Genomic DNA, 17,075 nt, shown 5'->3' with positions numbered 1-17,075 from the left:
TCATTCTGGATCGCGTTGACCAACCTCGTGAGCTTGCCGAGCTTGAGCGACGTGACGGCTGGGCGCACGTTCGAGATCCACTCACGTCCCGCGAGGGTTGGGTCTCGACTAAGCGTGTCCTGGAGACCCGGCCGAAACCGGATGAGTCGAGCGAGCCGAAAGTGTCCCCGGGCGCCCTGCTCTCCGCAGCCGCAATCGCCAAGCTCATCATTGCCGCATCGATCTCGGACTATCCGAGCTCGTGCGCATGCCCGTATCAAACCGATCGCGGCGGGCGGTCCTGTGGGCGAAGAAGCGCCTATTCAAGACCGGGTGGCTACGCGCCAATCTGCTACGAGGCGGATGTTACGCCCTCGATGGTGGCCGACTACAGGGCGAGGCACTGAAAGAAGCGGCTCACCCAATCAGCCGAACTCCGTCGGCTGCACCATAAGGCTCCCAATTTGGCGCAACTTGTCCAGAGTGCGAACAGACTGTGGTCGGACCTCCTCGAATTGGCTCACCAGAACCTTGAACCGGTCCTGCCAATTCGGTCGCGGACCGCGGCCATCGGGCAACCGGAACACGTCGGGATCGATCTTCAACTCGCTGGCAAGTCTTGCACCGCATCGCGCCAACTTGCCCACGTCCTCAGGCGGGTAACCCACGTACGACCCTGTAGCCTCGAAAACCTCATCGTGGTTCTCAGAACCGCCGAGCACGTTGTCAATCAGCTGAGCCCGAACCGGCATTGAGAATCGGTCTCCGAAGCGGCTTGTGAGCTGAAGCCTCCTCGTGGCCAGGTCGAGATCGTAGCTAAGGTCGAACTGACCCTCGGGCGCTTGACAGCCAACAAGCGTCCCGGCCTGCTGTTCGGGAACCGGCACCCCGCCAACGAACCAGTTCAGTGTCAGCGCTGCTGCCGCCACTCCAGCCCCCCCGCCCGGTGCGGGCGGTGCTCCTGGCCCAAACATGTCCCCACCACTCCCGCCGTATCCCCAAGCTGTAGCCGTGTAGACTCCCACCGTCTTGGTCTTCCAGGTGCCCCAACGCAGGCGATCACCACACGGCGTGAGGCGGATAGCCTGCACGTGAGGGTTGAATTGGACGCCGGCTTGTTCGACTTCGGCATCCACCTTGAATCCGCGAGCGGCGGACCGGGTCACTTTCAACGTGACATAGCCTTCACCTGACTGGAGTACCCGCACGGTGAATGGGGAACCTGGAATTTGCAGGTCCGTATCGACTTCCACGGGGACGATAATCTGTCCCTTGTAGTAGGGCTGGGGTGGGATGCCCGGCGCGGACTGCACCACGTGAACGACCACCGAAGTCCGAGTCCGAAGCGCGCCCACTTTGTCGAGACCGCGATCCCAGCCCCGACGATCGCGGAATTCCAAATACACTCGGCCGATGCCGTCGGCCGGCTCTGGCTTTCCAGAGGCTGCAGCGCGTATCACAGCGAGGCGCCGGGACTTATTGGCACCGTACGCCGCGTTCAGCCGGAAGCTCGGAGTGTTGTCGTCAGCGACTTGGAGGTCGTGGATCTCAATTGCTGGGATGCAGTTGGCGTCCCAAAAATGCAGCAGGGCCAGAGACGGTGCCGGGCCCATGCTGTCGGTGGCTTGCCCTCCCCCCGACATGGCTGGCCAGTTCGCCACCGCTTGGCCCTGAAACGTCGGATCGCCGGTGAACCAGGCCTGGGCCGACATGATCTCTAGCGGATCGCCATAGCCGCTGTCCCAGGTTGTTCCATTCCAACGAAAGATGCCTTGTGAGTCTGGGAACCCAAACAGATGCCCCACTTCATGCGTGAAGAACGTATGCGTATGACTCGCCGTGCCGGCAGGGAGGATCGCGGTCGGAAGGTCGCCGCCGGTTGTCCAGTTGCCCCCCTCGAACTGGCAAGGGATCGGGTTTCCGTTCGCGTCCAGGATCGAACTGTCCGCGCCTGGGAAAAGTACGTAGACCAACCCGTCGTAGCTGCCATGTCCGCCGTTGGACATCCCCGGCAGGTCGCCGACAACTTGCTTGAAGAGCGAAAGCAGGTTCGGCCGCGTGATCTTTGGCCCGACATTCGGGATCTGCATGATGTCCTGGGGAGCAAAGGCCCGCGGCGCCTGCCTCCACGGAAGGCGGGTCGGCTTGATGTCCAGGTACCCGCCGGTGACATCGCTCCAGTACTGCACCACCGCTTCTCCCGCGGCGTTCGCGATGAACATCTCGTCGATCGCTTGCCCGAGCGCGGCCGTCGGATTGAAGCCGACTTCGTAGACTGGAATGATGGCGAGACGGAACGTTCTGGGCATGGCCGGCTCCGAGTTTACCTGCTCCTTTCGATGATCTCCGACAGCGCTCCCAGGACGTGTGTGCTGGCTCACAATCGGTGTCCTTTCCCGTTTGTCTGTAATTGACTCTAGCGGACAATCGGCGCGTCCGGTTCCGGAGAGTCAGCAGGATGGTCCTGTCACAGGCATCCGGCAGCAGCCTCGTCAACTCGACGCCACGGGTTGACCCGGCCCTTAGGGCTGGCTCCATAAGCACCTCGGGCTCCTGCACCGAGGTGATTCATGACCGCCACCGCCCTCTTCCTGACCGCATCCGAAGCCGCAGCGCGGCTTGGCGTCTCAGTCAAGGTCCTGCGCCTGTATGAGGAACGAGGGCTTCTCGCACCGATGCGGACGCAGGCGGGATGGCGTGCCTATGGACCGGAGGTCATGGCGCGCGCTGCGGACCTGGTGGCGCTGCGCGCGCTGGGCTTCAGCATGGCGCAGATGCAACGCGTTGTCGCCAGCGCGGCGGATGGGATCGAGGCCGCACTAGCCACCCACCAGGCGCACCTGGAAGCCCGAGCTGGCCAGTTGGCGGATGCCATTAGGTCGACCGGCGCCATTCGTGGCCGCCTCGCCCGGGGGCAACGGCCCAACATCGCGGACCTGACACGCCTCGCTGCATCGACAGTGGCCAATGCCGTGACCTTCGACCTTCCATGGCCATGGGGCGGCGAGCGCTTCGAACTCAGGGAGATCCGGCCCATCACCTACATCGTCGGACCGCTCGGCAGCGGCAAGACGAGGCTAGCCCTGCGGCTCTCCGAGGTGTTGCCTCACGCTCCCTTCCTCGACCTCGACCGCGCCTCCGGGGTCGACAGCGTCACGGAGCACCTTGCGGCCGATGCCGTCAACTCAGGGCGGGTCGAGGACGCGATGGCATGGATGGCCGAGGAGGGAGCGGAAAGGTCTGCGGCCCTTATCGTCCTTCTCGCAGCACTGGAGGATGGTGGAACCGGCCCGGTCGTCGTGGACCTGATCGAACAGGGCCTCGATGAAGCGGCCCAGCGGGCCCTCAGTGCCTGGCTTCGTCGTCGCGGCGCGCTGGCGCGCCCCGTGTTCGCCATGACGCGCTCGTCCGCGTTCCTGGATCTCGCATCGGTGGGCCCCTTCGAGCAGGTCATTTTCTGTCCAGCCAATCACAGCCCGCCCGTTATGGTGGCCCCCTATCCCGGTGCCCCGGGCTTTGAAGGCGTAGTGACCTGCCTGGCATCACCTGCGGTGCGAGCGAGGACGGAAGGCGTGGTCGCAATGCGGGCCGTCGCGAGGGCATGAGGCCGGGTGGGCGAACCGTCGCTTCTTGGCCCTTAGGCGACGTTAGGAGCGTCCGGATGTCGACGCGCCATTTAGGCAGCCCTGATAAAGGTGTTGGCTGTATTGCCAAGTTGATCTAGCATTCGGTTAAGGGAGGGGCTCATGATAGACGCAATCGAGTCAAAAGCCGAAGCAGAAGCCGAGTTGTCCGTAATAGATCGGGTGTTGTCTGCATTCACTGAAGCTGTCGCTGCGACGGAAGGTCTTGATGACGTATCCAAGCGACTTGCTGAGACGCTGATAGCCAATAAGGACCTCAGCGAAACGGCCCTTAACCGCGCGCTCTTTGAGGCAGACCATCTATGATCCAGGTCGAGACGCTCACGATTTCAGAGTTCCGCGGAATTCGAAGCCTCACGCTCAACCTCAACCGTAGAAACTTCGCGGTATGCGGATCGAACGGCACGGGAAAAAGCGGTGTCGTTGATGCTTTGGAGTTCGTCATGACGGGCTCGATCTCCCGACTTTCGGGAAAGGGGCGTGGCGACCTGTCGCTGAAGGAGCATGGCCCCCACGTCGACAGCAGGAAGTCGCCAGAGAAGGCCTACGTCGAAGCTTCCGTGTGGATACCATCGCTCAAAAAGTCAGTGAAGGTCCGCCGATCGGTCAAAGCTCCTGCAGTGCTGGAGGCGACACCAGACAGCCCCGAAGTTCAGGCGGTCTTCCGTCAGCTTGAAGCGCACCCGGAAATCGCTTTGTCGAGACGCGAAATCATCCGGTTCGTCCTAACGGAACCGGGGCAACGCGCCAAGGACGTCCAGGCCTTGCTCAAGCTGGACGATCTTGAAACCATTCGCGCCCGCCTCCTCAAAATCTCAAACGCTGCGCAGGCAGTTTCGAAATCGGCGTCAGCAACGCGGGATGGGGCGAAGGCCGAGTTTATACGCGCTCTGGTCATTGATGACGCGACGTCCGCTGAGGTTCTCAACGCTGCAAACCAGCGGCGGGAGTTGATTGGGCTGGAACCGCTTGTCACGCTGGGACCGGACGGGTCGCTTCGCGATGGCCTAGCGACGCAGGCTGGAGGCGCGATCGAGGCTATAAACAAGGCTGTTGCGAAAGCCGATACGGACGCTCTCCAAGCTTCGCTCGTTCGTCGGCAGGAAGCCGACTTCCGGCTGCAAATCGCAGCTGCCAAGGAAGCAACAGAAGCGCTGCTGGCAGATGAAGCGCTGCTGAAGGACGCCGTCCGCGACGACTTCCTGAAGACAGCACTTGAACTCTACGACGGAGAGATATGCCCGGTCTGTGACACGCCGAAGTCGCTCGAAGAACTCAGTGCGATCATCCAGGCGAAGCGCGAGAAGCTGGAAGCCGTAAGGATCTTGCGCACTACTGCCGAGCAAGCGGTGTCCGTAATCAAAGATGCCCTTGATGTCGAAGCTGCACTTGCACGGCTCGTCTATGTCGTTGGCAAAAAGCTTCTAAGCGACGCTGAGTTGGTCGGTCTCACTAACCACGGAAAAGCGCTTGCCCATGTGAGCGCAACATTCGCAGCCTTCCTACCCCTGACCGAAACCCTGGCCGGTTTGGATCAGTTGAAGCCGACGCAGGAAATCATTGATACGCTTACCACGCTCCAACAGAAGATTGGCGCGCTTCCTGATCCGTCGGACCAGGACGCGGCGCGCGAATACCTTATCACCGGGCAAGTGCGACTTGAGGCCCTTCGCAAGGCAAACGCTGCCGCTAAGACAGCGGAGGCGAAAGCAGCGAGAGCGAAGCGGGTTTTCGATATTTACGCGCAGACGTCGAACGACGCGCTGGAGAAAGTCTACGAGGATGTACAGACGCACTTCGCGGACCTCTATCGCCGGATCAATGCCGACGATGAGAGTACGTTTGAAGCAAAGCTAAAGCCCTCGCTCGGCAAGCTCGGGTTCGGCGTAGATTTCTACAACCGAGGGTTCTTTCCGCCAGGCGCCTATCACAGCGAAGGCCATCAGGACAGCATGGGGCTGTGCTTGTACCTCGCCCTTATGAAGTACCTTTTGGGGGCTGGATTTACCTTCTCCGTGCTCGACGATGTGCTGATGTCAGTTGACGCAGGCCATCGACGCGAGGTCTCCAAGCTTCTCAAGGCTGAGTTCCCTTCCACGCAGTTTGTCCTGACGACCCACGATCAAGCCTGGCTCAAATTCATAAGTACGACTGGCCTCGTCGCAGCGAAGGATAAGGTCCTGTTTCGCCAATGGACGGTCGATGAAGGTCCTGCGACGTGGGGCAAGGGCGACATATGGGAGGAGATCCGGGAAAAGGCCGCGAACGATGACGTGCCGGGGGCAGCGTCAGCGCTCCGGCGATGCTTAGAGCACCTTTCGGCCGAGGCCTGCCAGGCGCTTCGGGCCAAGGTCGAGTTCAGTGTCGATGGTCACCACGACCTCGGCGATCTTCTGGACCCTGCGCTCGGACAGATGAAATCGCTGCTGAAGGACGCGCGGCTGGCAGCCGACACTTGGTCAGATACCGAGCGTGTGGCGTCGATCACAGTGATGGAAAAGCAATTTGCCGATGCCGTCTCGGCTGCGAAGGTTGAACAGTGGCAGATTAACCCGGCTGTCCATTATAACGAATGGGCCAACCTTCAGAAGGCCGAGATACTTGCCGTCATCGACGCCTTTCAAAAGCTCTTTGCGTTGTTCAACTGCACCCAATGCGGCGTGTTGATCGAAGTGAGCCCTGGACGTGGCAGCAGGGAGTTTCTCCATTGCACCTGCGGAAAGGTGAAGCTGTCCTTCATGCATCGGCCAAAGGCTCAAGCCATCGCCTGATCTTGGCGACTGAAAGGCCTTGTTGACCTCGAAGCGTGACGCTAGACAAGTGCCGCCCGATAGACCCAGAGAGCGACTACGGCGGGAGAAAGTCCACATTCGGGGCAGAGACAAAATCTGCTGCTGGCGCGATAGGCGATGTCGAAGCTGTCGGCGTCCTGATATTCACGGATGTCCTGCAGAAAAACGCTTAGCTCTCTCGAAAGCTCGCAGCCACGTTCCATGGTGCGAGGATGACGGCAGGCCGTCAGAGCTATGAACCACAACAGTACCGACCAGTCGTCCTGTCCTGCTGGCCCATTCTGTTCAATGTCGCGGAAGTTCGGCGGCCCACCGGATGCCCGTCCCCTCAACTATCGAGAGGTTGTCCTCAATTACGTCAGACGGTCGCCACCAAGCATCGAACACCGTGTAGATCCAGTCCTCGCTCATGATGTCGCCGGCCGCCGCGACCCGAACCTTGCCACCCTGCCGCGCCCAGATATTTCCTGACGTATCGGCAAAGGCCTTCAACCACCACCTCGGAAGGAAGTGTTGGTTCTGCTTATCGCTCTTCGGCGGCGGCGTGCCGGAATGTTGAGTCATGGCGGTCACATAACCTGCTGTGGCAGCTGCGACAGGATAGGGTACATTGAGGCACAGCAGTCGACGACCGCATGCGTTCTCGTGGTCGCTCGCCGGCAGAAGGTGGCCACCCCGTTCCATGGCCGTGGTGAGGCGTTGCCGGTAAACAGCTCCGCCACATCCCGACGCGGTCAAGCCGGAGCCGGGGCAGCCTTCTTCGGCCGTCCGCGCTTGGTCGGCGCAGAAGCCGGCTCGGGCTGACGGCCGCGGCTCACACCCAGCCCCATTGACTTGGCGAGCGCCGATCGTGACGCGGCGTAGTTCGACGCGACCATCGGATAGTCGCTCGGCAGACCCCACTTGGCGCGGTAGTCGGCCGGGCTCAGGCCGTACTTGGTCATCAGGTGGCGCTTCAGCGACTTGAAAGACTTGCCATCCTCAAGGCAGATGATCGCGTCAGGCGTGACGGACTTCCTGATCGGGACGGCGGGCTTCAGAGCTTCGGGCTCGGGCTCAGCGACCGATCCGCTGGACGCGGCAGCCATCGCGGCATGCACTGTCGTGATCAGTGAGGGAAGCTCTGACGCGGGCACCGCGTTGTTCGCCACGTACGCTGCAACAATGTCAGCCGTCATCGAGGTCAGGTCGGTCTCTTGTTCTTGCTGCATGTGCTGCCCCCTCCGGAAGGCCTTACATCTAACTCGATCGCTCTGTTCTGAACAGTAGCAAACAGGTCGGAGAGTCAATTGACGTATGCTGGGGAACTAAGCTCGCGCACAGCCTCTTGCGGCAGCGTTAACTAGCATCGGAGACTAGGCAGCCCACAAGACTACGTGATCATGTTACGACGCCGACGAAGGGTAGCCGGCATCTCCAAAATCCGAACACTACAGTGTTGGAATCGCATTCCCATGAAGAGCGATAGCGTCAGCGTTACGTTACTGGTTCTTCTAATAGTAATCTCGTAACGGGTAGTGTCCGGATTTTGAGCGACACGAGCCACCATCCCCTATCGAATCCGTCGGTGGAAAACTAAGTGGCAGCCGCCTCATCAGCTGCACAGCTTCAGCTCCGGTCGTATGTTCCTTCGAGAGACTCAATGGGGCTGATAATGAATAAGACCATGCTCATAGCAGGCGTCGCACTCTGCACGTTGGCAGGCTGCAACACTGTTCAGACAACGCGTTTTCAAGCGGCCGCCAATCAGCAGGCAATGGTTCGGGATGGCCGACCGGCGATCGTGTCGAAAAAGCCCAAGTCCATTGTCCTTGTGTCGCCCGCGGCTCGTGTCGAACAAGGGGGCGCACGGACCGCGTTTGTGGTTGGGATCACCAACATCTCCCGAGCGCCGATCGACTTCAAAGTCGAGAGCGTGAGCGTCTATCAGACGAAGGATGGCCAGATCGTCCAGCCGCTGAAGGTCATCACCTATGAGCAGCTAGTTCAGGAAGAGAAAACGCGCCAGGTTGTGTCTGCTCTCCTGGTCGGTGTCGCAGCCGCAGGAAACGCCTATTCAGCCTCGCAAGCCGGCCGAGGCTACGCATCCGCCAACGTCTACACGCCACGGGGCGGCGTCTACCACGTTTCCGGCACCTACTACGATCCGACGGCAGCCGCCATCGCCCAATCCAACGCAAGCGCTCAGAATGCAGCGATGATCGCAAACACCGTGGAAGCCGGTCAGAGAAACATGGCTGCCCTCGAGCAAGCTGTCGTGAAGGACAACACCTTGTTGCCGGGCGAGTGGTACGGTGGCCAGTTGCACTTCCAGGCGCCGACCGTGGAGAGCCACGACTCACCCAAGAGCTTCACGATCGGAATCAAGATTGGCGATGAAGTTCACGAGATCGATGTCGTTCAGGAGGTGAAGAGCACCTCGTGAGTGAACTCTGCGAAGCGCCAAGGACAATTGCAAGGGCCGCGACATCGCACATTCACCTTGAAACCAAGTTGCTCTGGCTCTTCGGCCGACAAGCTTTGACTGTGCTTAAGATTCCAATCATTCTTGCGGGAAACCGTTGGGATTGTGTCGTGAATATTTTTCTAAGCTACTGCGCTTTGTTCAGCCTTACTCTGGTGGCAGGTGGAAGCGCGACTGCGGCGAGTTTTGAAACAAAGCCTCTCAACAACGGTGGCACGCTGATCTTCGTAGAAGGTGAGCTGGCGCTTGGGGACGAGAAGAGCTTCGCCAACATCGCGGTGGCGGCCGAGAGCGGAGTCGTGGTCTTCAAGAGCAACGGCGGCAATCTGGTTGCTGGAATTTCCATCGGTAAGGCCATCCGCCTAAAGGGCTTCGCCACTTACGTGCCCGATGGAGTAGATTGTGCTTCGGCATAAGTCCGAACAGCCCAAGAGACAGAAAGCCTTTGAGCTGCACGTTGAGTTGACCGACCCAAAGGACCGAAAGCTCGCCCAGGTGTTTCTGTTCCATGGCGAATGGGCCGTGGACGGGCCATTTGCGCTTTTTGACGACGATCAGATCGCCGGCGTCGAATTTGTCGCAAAACCTGCCGAGCCGACAAACCAGGGTTGGGAGGGTATCGGCACGGCCAGCCGGATTTTTAGCAGCTTCTACGCCGACCAGACGATCGATGGCGACCAAGTTATCCATCTCGATGGCGAACCGGCGCCGGATTGGTTGGGCCCTCTTGCGAGCTGGGACTTCAAGAACAGCAAGCTACCGCTCCTTCTCGGCCGCGTTCAGCGTTCGGACCGCGTGAAGGCTTCCACTGGTGATTGAGGTCCGCCCGTCTCGACACGATAGTCAGTCATCCCACTCGAAGCAGGCGAGATCGGCTGGGGTCGCGCTTTCCAAAAGGGCGGCGTAGTCGCGAGCATCCGGTTTGAGGCGGAACTCCAACGTCAGCAACTGGCGCTATGCGGACTGCGCTGAATGCGTTCTCCTGACCGTTGAAGACCTCATCACGTCCGCTTCCAGAGCGAAACCAGCGGCGGCTACTGGTCCCTCCATAGGGAAAGCATTGACTAGACGGCCCAATATGTTCCTGTTGCGTTCACCCTCGCAGGCACTCTGCCTCGCTGGGCGAACTGCGTGCGCAACGAACAGCCGGACTACAGACCACCGTCATGAACACCAGCTACCTCGACGCTCTTAATCCAGCTCAGCGCCGCGCTGTTGTGCACGGCGCCGGCTCCGTCGCGGCCTCTCCATTGTTGGTCATCGCAGGCGCCGGCTCGGGAAAGACAAACACGCTTGCGCATCGCGTTGCGCACCTGATGGTCAGCGGCGCCGATCCACGCCGCATACTCCTGATGACCTTCTCGCGTCGGGCGGCGTCTGAGATGGCCAAACGCGTTGAGCGAATCGCACGCAAGGTGCTGGGCGACAGCGCCGGCATCCTCACAGACGCTTTGACCTGGGCCGGCACCTTCCACGGGATTGGGGCGCGACTGCTCCGCGACTGTGCTGATCAGCTCGGGCTCGACCCTTCCTTTACGATCCACGACCGGGAGGACTCGGCCGATCAGATGAATCTGGTTCGACATCAGCTCGGCTTCTCCAGGACGGAGACGCGCTTCCCGACCAAGGGCACGTGCCTGGCGATCTATTCCCGCTGCGTAAACGCCGAGCAGCCGATTGAGGAGGTGCTGGGTCGGTCCTATCCGTGGTGCGTCGCCTGGGCTGCCGAGGTGAAGGAGCTATTCGCGGCTTACGTCGAGGCGAAGCAGAGCCAGAACGTGCTCGACTACGATGACCTGCTGCTCTACTGGGCGCAGGCGATGAGCGACCCCGACCTTGCAGCTGACATCGGGGCACGCTTCGACCACGTCATGGTCGACGAATATCAGGACACCAACAGCCTCCAGTCATCGATCCTGTTGGCCCTCAAGCCAGACGGACGAGGTCTGACTGTGGTGGGCGACGACGCTCAATCGATCTATTCGTTTCGAGCCGCAAGCGTTCGCAACATCCTCGACTTCCCAGCCGCTTTTGCACCGCCAGCGGAGATCATCACGCTCGACCAGAATTACAGGTCAACCAGCGCCATCCTCTCCGCGGCCAACGCCGTGATCGATCTGGCAGCCGAACGCTTCACCAAAAATCTTTGGACGGATCGTGCGACAGGCTCGCCGCCGCAATTGGTGCATGTCCGGGACGAAGCGGATCAGGCGCGCTTTATCGCCGAGACAGTGTTGCAGAACCGGGAGGGCGGATCGGACCTGAAGCAGCAGGCCGTATTGTTCCGCGCTTCACATCACAGCGGCCCTCTCGAAATCGAGCTGACCCGACGCAACATTCCCTTCGTCAAGTTCGGAGGGCTAAAGTTCCTCGACAGCGCGCATATCAAGGACCTGCTCGCCCTGTTGCGGTTCGTCGAAAACCCGCGCGACAAGGTTGCGGGGTTCCGCGTGCTGCAACTCCTGCCAGGCGTGGGCCCGACCTCTGCGCAACGTGTCCTCGACCATATGGCGGAGGCCGCCAAACCGATCGAGGCGCTTCGAGACGCTCCAGCGCCGCCCCGCGCCGGCGAAGACTGGAATGACTTCGTCGCTACCGTTAGCGACCTGCGCTCGGGTTCGGCCGGTTGGCCTGCCGAGATCGAACGCGCCCGGCGTTGGTACGAGCCACAACTGGAGCGCATTCATGAGGATGCCGGAACGAGGCAGGCTGACCTCGTCCAGCTCGAACAGATTGCCAGCGGCTACCCATCCCGTGAGCGCTTCCTCACTGAGCTGACCCTCGACCCACCTGACGCGACCAGCGACCAGGCCGGTGTTCCACATCTCGACGAGGATTACCTCATCCTGTCGACAATCCACTCCGCGAAGGGGCAGGAATGGAAATCCATCTTCGTGATCAACGCAGTCGACGGCTGCATCCCAAGTGATCTCGGAACTGGCGCGAAGGACGAAATTGAGGAGGAGCGGCGGCTGCTGTACGTCGCCATGACACGAGCCAAGGACGATCTCCATCTTCTTGTCCCGCAGCGTTTCTTTACCCATGGCCAATCGTCAACGGGCGACCGTCACGTCTACGCCAACCGTACCCGCTTTATCCCGAATGCGTTGCTCGGCCACTTCGAGCGTGTCGCCTGGCCCGTTGCAGCCCCAGGCATGCCGCGCGCGACATCGAGCGGCCCCAAGGTTGATGTCCGGGCAAAGATGCGCGGGATGTGGCGATAATCTAATGTCCGGCCACCAATCTCAGCGTCCCGGCAACCTTAAATCTTCTTTATTTGACTCACAGCAGACGTGCACGCTGCGGCTCGTTCAGCGCTCGCCAAGAGCATGGGTTTAGGCAACAACCGGGTGAAGCTGCCGTCAAAGCCGGTTGCTAAGACGGGCCCGAACAAGGTCGACGCGTAGCAGTCCTTTTACTTTCGTGTCCCACCTCGGCTGCGATGCAGCAGCGAAATGAGATTTGAAAGAAGCAATCAGTTTAGTTCTCGCGCCGTTTAGAACGTCTTACCGCCCGAGTTCGGTATGATCGGGTTCCCCTCTCGACTACCCGGGCCGTTGCCGCCACGCGGCGTGATCACCCCGGAACGCGGGAACGAACGAGGCGGCACAACGTCGGGAGCCGGGCCCGGGACAGGAGGATTCAGCATTGCCGATCGGGTCGGCATACCGTCCCACCAGACGCAGTTGCCGGAGGCGTCCATCACGTCGATCGTTTTGTTGGTTCGCGACTGGGCGCTCAGCATGCCGTTGTCGCCCAGATCGATTTTCACATCCGCGCCATTGCCGAGGTGCTCGACGTAGTAGCAGTATTGCGAGACGGGCGTCGTTTGATCGTTGGACGTGAATTTCCAACCGGTGTGGACCTCGCCGCGACTGTATTTCCGCTCCTTGAAGACGGTGTAGTTCGTCGCGGTCACACCACCCTTGGTGTTGCCGCCGTAATCCGGCCGAAGCTGCTCGGCCGTCGGGCGCGGCACAGTTTGCTGCTCAGGCATTCCGGTGACCCGCACTGTCGAGTTGGGATCGAGCCGGACCACCGCCCCGTTGGCGTCCAGGCGTACCGTCGCGTTCGGATCGAGCGTGAACTTGCCGTCGACCGTCTTGTCGGAAAGCTTCACCGACGCCTCGGGATCGAGCTTCACGTCGCCCGTGGTTCTGAGGGTGACCTTCTCCAGCGCCTTGCCCATGGCGTCGGCAATCTTCTCGGCCGCGGCCCGGTTGTCGGTGACGTAGGAGTAGCCGAACAGGCCCATGCCCACAGCCGCGCCGGTCGCCAGCACAAGGGCCGACGCTCCGCCGAAACGCCACATCGCGGACTTAGCGGCGACGAGGCTCGAGGCCCGGTTGATCGAACGGGTGTCGGCCGCGATGCGATCGTTGACTGTGCTCGCCAGACCTTCGTTCAGCCTGGTCGGATCGACATTGAGTGTCATGGCCTACTCCGCAGCGACGATTTTCAGTGGGACGACTTCCGGCTCGGGGTGGGTTACGACGGCCGCCGCTGGACTGGGCTGGGCCACAGGGCCTGTTTCTGGCTGCGGATCGTTGGCAGGCACGTCGGGGCCGATCGCGTCGTCCTTGGCCTTGTGGATCGTGTCCAAGGCCGAGCGATGCGCCGCGTCCACGGCTTCCTTCATGATCAGTTCGGTGTAGGGGCCGAGGACGTATTGCATCGCCTCGGACGGCAGCGCGATCGGGTCCGGCTTCTGCTTGATCTTCTCCACCGACGTCATCGCGAGCAGCGTCGATGCGAAGGCGACAAAGATCGCCGGGAAGAACACAAAAACCCGCAGGAATTGGTGGATCTCACCGTCGGTCACAGCGGTCGGGTCCTTGCCGAACACCATCGCGGTGAAGGAGTGCAACTGCGAGTTGAGCACCGCATCCTTGTAGGCGACCTGCGCGGCGCTGACCTTGTTGTCCGCCTCAGAGGGGTTCAGTTCGCGACGGATCTTGTTTGTGGCTTCCAGCTTCTCAGTCGCATCCTTCAGGCTGCGATCGGACGCCTTGAGGTTCTCCACCATCGGCGCGCCTCGACCATCAACGACGCATTTCTGCGTCCTGTAGACTGAGCCGTCCTTACGACGGCCAGAGACCGGAAAACATTTGGTTGGCGGCAGGGTGGCGAGTTCGCCGTTCGCCTTGGTGACGCGCTCGGAAGCGCTGTCGTAGGCGCTCTTAGCGCGCTCAACGTCGTCGTCGGCGCTCTCGATCAATTTCCTCACCAGCGCTTGGCTATTCTGGGCGTCGATGAGCTTCTCGTGCGAGCGCACGACATCGATGAGCCGGGGCCGAAACATGATCTCGCCCAACTGCGACATCGACTTGATGGTGACGCCAGCCGCACAGAGCACGCCGATCAGGGCCACGAGCTTCATCAGCCTTGACCGCTGGGTGCGCACCGAAACGGCGAGCGGCACGCGGCTGAACTCGACCACGGCGTAGCCGATCGGAGCGAGCAGCATCATCATCTTCGTATTGAAGTCGTCGTGGCCATACTGCTGCGCGAACAGCCATGCGCCGATCAACGATGCGATCACGACAATGATCTCGATAGCGAAAGCAAGACCCAGACGCTTCTTGGATATCGAGTATCCACGCGCTTCGTCGCGGGCCTGTGCTCTAAACCTATGATTCAACAGCAATGGGCCTATCGATTGGCTCCCGGTCGCATCAGACATGTTGGATCTGGCTTTCTCTAAGCTGGCCTCGACTGTCGGCCGCAATCGCTTTGAATGGTCGTCGGGAAAAATCCGCTAAGCAGTCGCATGCCCATCAAAATTCAAATCCTAAGAAAGTCCTAACAAAAAATGCCGTTAAAATTAATGGGGCGACATGATCGGCGGTAAGCAGAATCCTGTATGCCGTACCCGACAGAATCCTATGGGGATGAAACCTGAACGCGTTGGGCTCCCTGCGATTCGGTAACACTGATGCGACGGGTAACCTCCTAGGGTGACCGGCTGATCAGCGATTTAGCGCATCGCCTTGCGCCACCCCGCCGCAAGAGCTTCTTGCTCGGAGCAAAACCAACGCTCGCCGTTGCCCTTGCCCATGTTAACCTTCTGGTAGTCACGTTGGCCGGGTTCGTGGAAAATCCGGTCGCCGTTGCGGTTCACGTTGCCCTTGATCGTGCAGGCCGTGTTGGGTGCGTCGTTCGCAATTTCCTTACTGGTCAGTTCGGGATGGGCCGACAACGGCACCGAGACGGCCCCCATGACCACCGTTGCGGGCGAGCGGTGACGCCAGTCCCACGGAGCTACGAAGGTGCCTCGCCAGAGGCCGCTTTTTAACTCGCGGGCGTGGTCCTCATCCGACACGTAGGCGTTGCTATAGTACCGATAAGCAAGCGCCAGCCCCTGCTCCACCGTCCAGCGGTTCAGGTTCTCGTTACCGAGGCGACAAACGCCCAGCGTGCGCCCGTACTGGTCGGTTCCAAGCGACGTGCAAGACACCTCGCGCTCGCCGATCTTGTCGCGCAGCCGGTCGCGGGCCGTAACCCCACAGGTCCAGCGCTTGCCGGAGCCGTCGAGGCAGATTTGATCGGTCTCGGGCGCGTCCACGCCTTCGAACCTGACATGCACGCCAGCGATATCGATTGTGTCGCCATCCATAACGCGCGCCCGTCCACTCACGGTTGCGGCCGCCGCCGAAAACGCAGTTACAGAAAGCGCGACCGCGAGCAGTAATCTGTTCATGGTAGTTCCTGCGCTCGCAAATCAGGGGCTGACCAGCACCTGACAGATGATGTCGGAAACGCCGCCGTCTGCCAGAAACGCGAAGCCATTCCCGTTAGGTAACTTTATCATGATCCGAGAATTGGCCTCATTGTCGATGACCATCAACCGTGTTCCATCCTTCTCTGTTGTTCCTGCCGTCCATATCTTGCGCTGCACGGCGTTGCGGAAACCAACATAGTTGCTCTTGGCGCTGGTTACCCGCGCCCGACCCTTACCGTCGAGGAAGAACTCGACCGTGGTGCCCGGAAGGGCGCAATTGACGACGCCGGACTTGGCGTATGGCATCAGATCCAGTTTACCTTGCGCCTGAGCGGAGGCCGCACCGAGGCAGAGGGCGGTGATGGCAAGGCAGAAATTATGCAGCATTCTGGTCGGCTCCTTCGGGGTTGCTGCCCCGACAAAACGGCGTTGCATGGGCTACAACCTACGTACGATTGGCATGATGTACGATCTAACGGTGCGACGATCTCCCTAATTTTTCGGAAGGCTCCCTGCCGCGAATAGCTCGAGAATCTCAAAGGGAGTTTAGCTTACTGGATTGGCCGCGGCCGCCGTTGCTGACCGGGCGAACAGCAGAGAGGCCCGGCTTTGAAGCATTCCGGAGATGCATCGCTCAAGTGAGGCGTGCTCCTTTCGGGTAATTCAGCGACAACCCCTAAATTCAGCAGCAAGACGCAGCCGCCCTCGCCCGCCAGGCACAATACACGCGATGATTGGACGTTGAGATCACCGCCTCAAAGCTCTATGAGCCTCGGACCAGTGAGTACCAATGGGAACGCAGGATATCCAGTTGCGTGTGCCGCAACGGAAGGTTATGTGCTCGCTATGAAGAAGCTTCTCCCCACAGAGATCACCGACATCAAACGTCTGCAGCTGCAATTGCGAGAGCAGCAACGAGAACTCGTCCTCACGGCAGCGGGCAATCCGGCTGCTCCACACCACCGACTGGTTCAGAAGATCGCTGAGCTTGAAAGCGCTATCGTCGCTGTAGACGCCGTTCTACAAGAGGGCCAAAGCTAGAATCCGAACACGACAGTGATGGAATCGCATTCCCGTTGAGATCTCTTGGCCGTCGCCGGCCGTTACGTTAATACTACTCCTAATAGTACTTTCGTAACGCATTGTGGTGATCGGATTCCGGCGGTTACGGCGCCCGACAGATACCTAGCTTTCTCGATGAAAGCGCCCTCCCCCGCATTATAGATACAAGACTGCGATGGAGATCCCCGATGAGCGACAGTGAGTCCAACCCCATTGAACTCGTGGCTGATATCGTTTCGGCCTACCTGTCCAATAATTCGGTTCCGCTCGGAGACATCCCGAACATCATCACAGCTGTCCATAGTGCGCTAACGGCGACCAACACGGCTGTGACTGAACCACCGCCGGAGCTGAAGCCGGCGGTATCGATCAAGAAGTCGATCACACCAGACGCGATCATTTGCCTGGCCTGG

Annotated in this window: 16 protein-coding genes; 9 read left to right on the top strand and 7 right to left on the bottom strand. The window is 60.4% G+C overall.

Translation table 11 applies throughout. The features are described 5' to 3' along the window. Positions 1-404 precede the first annotated feature (404 nt). Positions 405-2,288, bottom strand: a complete 1,884-nt coding sequence (locus AC1DSZ_RS23205) for a hypothetical protein (protein WP_476840682.1) — start codon at positions 2,286-2,288, stop codon at positions 405-407. Positions 2,289-2,549: 261 nt separating this feature from the next. On the opposite strand from AC1DSZ_RS23205, the gene AC1DSZ_RS23200 reads away from it, so the two are divergent. The 3 genes from AC1DSZ_RS23200 to AC1DSZ_RS23190 all read left to right on the top strand — a co-directional run bounded on the left by AC1DSZ_RS23200 (position 2,550) and on the right by AC1DSZ_RS23190 (position 6,394). Further along, positions 2,550-3,584 (top strand): MerR family transcriptional regulator, encoded by a 1,035-nt coding sequence (locus AC1DSZ_RS23200; RefSeq protein ID WP_476840681.1) that lies wholly within the window; start codon positions 2,550-2,552, stop codon positions 3,582-3,584. Positions 3,585-3,725: 141 nt separating this feature from the next. Beyond that, the gene (locus AC1DSZ_RS23195) at positions 3,726-3,929 is read left to right on the top strand and encodes a hypothetical protein (protein ID WP_476840680.1); all 204 of its coding nucleotides are present in this window, start codon (positions 3,726-3,728) and stop codon (positions 3,927-3,929) included. Continuing rightward, positions 3,926-6,394: an AAA family ATPase gene (locus AC1DSZ_RS23190; protein WP_476840679.1), complete on the top strand. Its 2,469-nt coding sequence runs from the start codon at positions 3,926-3,928 to the stop codon at positions 6,392-6,394. The genes AC1DSZ_RS23195 and AC1DSZ_RS23190 overlap by 4 nt, the downstream gene beginning before the upstream one ends. A 306-nt stretch (positions 6,395-6,700) precedes the next feature. Here AC1DSZ_RS23190 and AC1DSZ_RS23185 read toward each other — a convergent pair whose 3' ends face one another. Further along, complete coding sequence (locus AC1DSZ_RS23185; RefSeq protein ID WP_476840678.1) at positions 6,701-6,988, bottom strand: hypothetical protein; 288 nt, start codon at positions 6,986-6,988, stop codon at positions 6,701-6,703. A 161-nt stretch (positions 6,989-7,149) separates the two neighbouring features. Next, positions 7,150-7,626, bottom strand: a complete 477-nt coding sequence (locus AC1DSZ_RS23180) for a Ros/MucR family transcriptional regulator (RefSeq protein ID WP_476840677.1) — start codon at positions 7,624-7,626, stop codon at positions 7,150-7,152. Positions 7,627-8,069: 443 nt separating this feature from the next. Between AC1DSZ_RS23180 and AC1DSZ_RS23175 the strand changes: the two genes are divergently transcribed. From AC1DSZ_RS23175 to AC1DSZ_RS23160, 4 genes are all read left to right on the top strand, one after another. Further along, positions 8,070-8,840, top strand: coding sequence for a hypothetical protein (locus AC1DSZ_RS23175; RefSeq protein ID WP_476840676.1), 771 nt, complete (start codon positions 8,070-8,072; stop codon positions 8,838-8,840). Further along, positions 8,837-9,295 carry a hypothetical protein gene (locus AC1DSZ_RS23170; protein ID WP_476840675.1) on the top strand — a complete coding sequence of 153 codons (459 nt, stop codon included), beginning with the start codon at positions 8,837-8,839 and terminating at the stop codon, positions 9,293-9,295. Before AC1DSZ_RS23175 ends, AC1DSZ_RS23170 begins: the two co-directional genes overlap by 4 nt. Continuing rightward, on the top strand, positions 9,282-9,698 hold the full coding sequence (locus AC1DSZ_RS23165) for a hypothetical protein (protein ID WP_476840674.1): 417 nt from the start codon (positions 9,282-9,284) through the stop codon (positions 9,696-9,698). The genes AC1DSZ_RS23170 and AC1DSZ_RS23165 overlap by 14 nt, the downstream gene beginning before the upstream one ends. 347 nt (positions 9,699-10,045) lie before the next feature. Further along, positions 10,046-12,103 (top strand): ATP-dependent helicase, encoded by a 2,058-nt coding sequence (locus tag AC1DSZ_RS23160; protein ID WP_476840673.1) that lies wholly within the window; start codon positions 10,046-10,048, stop codon positions 12,101-12,103. A gap of 272 nt (positions 12,104-12,375) precedes the next feature. Here AC1DSZ_RS23160 and AC1DSZ_RS23155 read toward each other — a convergent pair whose 3' ends face one another. From AC1DSZ_RS23155 to AC1DSZ_RS23140, 4 genes are all read right to left on the bottom strand, one after another. Continuing rightward, positions 12,376-13,314 (bottom strand): hypothetical protein, encoded by a 939-nt coding sequence (locus AC1DSZ_RS23155; protein WP_476840672.1) that lies wholly within the window; start codon positions 13,312-13,314, stop codon positions 12,376-12,378. Between the two features lie 3 nt (positions 13,315-13,317). Further along, entirely contained in the window at positions 13,318-14,562 is a 1,245-nt protein-coding gene (locus tag AC1DSZ_RS23150) for an ATPase (protein ID WP_476840671.1), read from the bottom strand. A 294-nt stretch (positions 14,563-14,856) separates the two neighbouring features. Then, entirely contained in the window at positions 14,857-15,579 is a 723-nt protein-coding gene (locus AC1DSZ_RS23145; RefSeq protein WP_476840670.1) for a thermonuclease family protein, read from the bottom strand. 21 nt (positions 15,580-15,600) lie between these two features. Further along, a complete protein-coding gene (locus AC1DSZ_RS23140) occupies positions 15,601-15,987 on the bottom strand; it encodes a hypothetical protein (RefSeq protein WP_476840669.1) in 387 nt (128 codons plus the stop codon). A 459-nt stretch (positions 15,988-16,446) separates the two neighbouring features. Here AC1DSZ_RS23140 and AC1DSZ_RS23135 point away from each other — a divergent pair, with 459 nt between their 5' ends. After that, positions 16,447-16,641, top strand: coding sequence for a hypothetical protein (locus AC1DSZ_RS23135; protein ID WP_476840668.1), 195 nt, complete (start codon positions 16,447-16,449; stop codon positions 16,639-16,641). A 209-nt stretch (positions 16,642-16,850) separates the two neighbouring features. Next, positions 16,851-17,075, top strand: a 225-nt coding sequence (locus tag AC1DSZ_RS23130; protein WP_476840667.1) for a MucR family transcriptional regulator, incomplete at its 3' end; no start/stop codon positions are given.

The sequence above is a fragment of the Alsobacter sp. P4_H11 genome (assembly GCF_056400925.1).
The sequence above is the reverse complement of the archived record's forward strand: the minus strand, read 5'-3'. Positions and strand labels throughout refer to the sequence as shown.

What these genes read in the sequence shown, in the direction of transcription:
- AC1DSZ_RS23150 (WP_476840671.1), bottom strand. Translation starts at nt 14,562, where the DNA reads ATGTCTGATGCGACCGGGAGCCAATCGATAGGCCCATTGCTGTTGAAT.
- AC1DSZ_RS23135 (WP_476840668.1), top strand. Translation starts at nt 16,447, where the DNA reads ATGAAGAAGCTTCTCCCCACAGAGATCACCGACATCAAACGTCTGCAG.
- AC1DSZ_RS23175 (WP_476840676.1), top strand. Translation starts at nt 8,070, where the DNA reads ATGAATAAGACCATGCTCATAGCAGGCGTCGCACTCTGCACGTTGGCA.
- AC1DSZ_RS23190 (WP_476840679.1), top strand. Translation starts at nt 3,926, where the DNA reads ATGATCCAGGTCGAGACGCTCACGATTTCAGAGTTCCGCGGAATTCGA.
- AC1DSZ_RS23195 (WP_476840680.1), top strand. Translation starts at nt 3,726, where the DNA reads ATGATAGACGCAATCGAGTCAAAAGCCGAAGCAGAAGCCGAGTTGTCC.
- AC1DSZ_RS23180 (WP_476840677.1), bottom strand. Translation starts at nt 7,626, where the DNA reads ATGCAGCAAGAACAAGAGACCGACCTGACCTCGATGACGGCTGACATT.
- AC1DSZ_RS23160 (WP_476840673.1), top strand. Translation starts at nt 10,046, where the DNA reads ATGAACACCAGCTACCTCGACGCTCTTAATCCAGCTCAGCGCCGCGCT.
- AC1DSZ_RS23200 (WP_476840681.1), top strand. Translation starts at nt 2,550, where the DNA reads ATGACCGCCACCGCCCTCTTCCTGACCGCATCCGAAGCCGCAGCGCGG.
- AC1DSZ_RS23155 (WP_476840672.1), bottom strand. Translation starts at nt 13,314, where the DNA reads ATGACACTCAATGTCGATCCGACCAGGCTGAACGAAGGTCTGGCGAGC.
- AC1DSZ_RS23145 (WP_476840670.1), bottom strand. Translation starts at nt 15,579, where the DNA reads ATGAACAGATTACTGCTCGCGGTCGCGCTTTCTGTAACTGCGTTTTCG.
- AC1DSZ_RS23205 (WP_476840682.1), bottom strand. Translation starts at nt 2,288, where the DNA reads ATGCCCAGAACGTTCCGTCTCGCCATCATTCCAGTCTACGAAGTCGGC.
- AC1DSZ_RS23140 (WP_476840669.1), bottom strand. Translation starts at nt 15,987, where the DNA reads ATGCTGCATAATTTCTGCCTTGCCATCACCGCCCTCTGCCTCGGTGCG.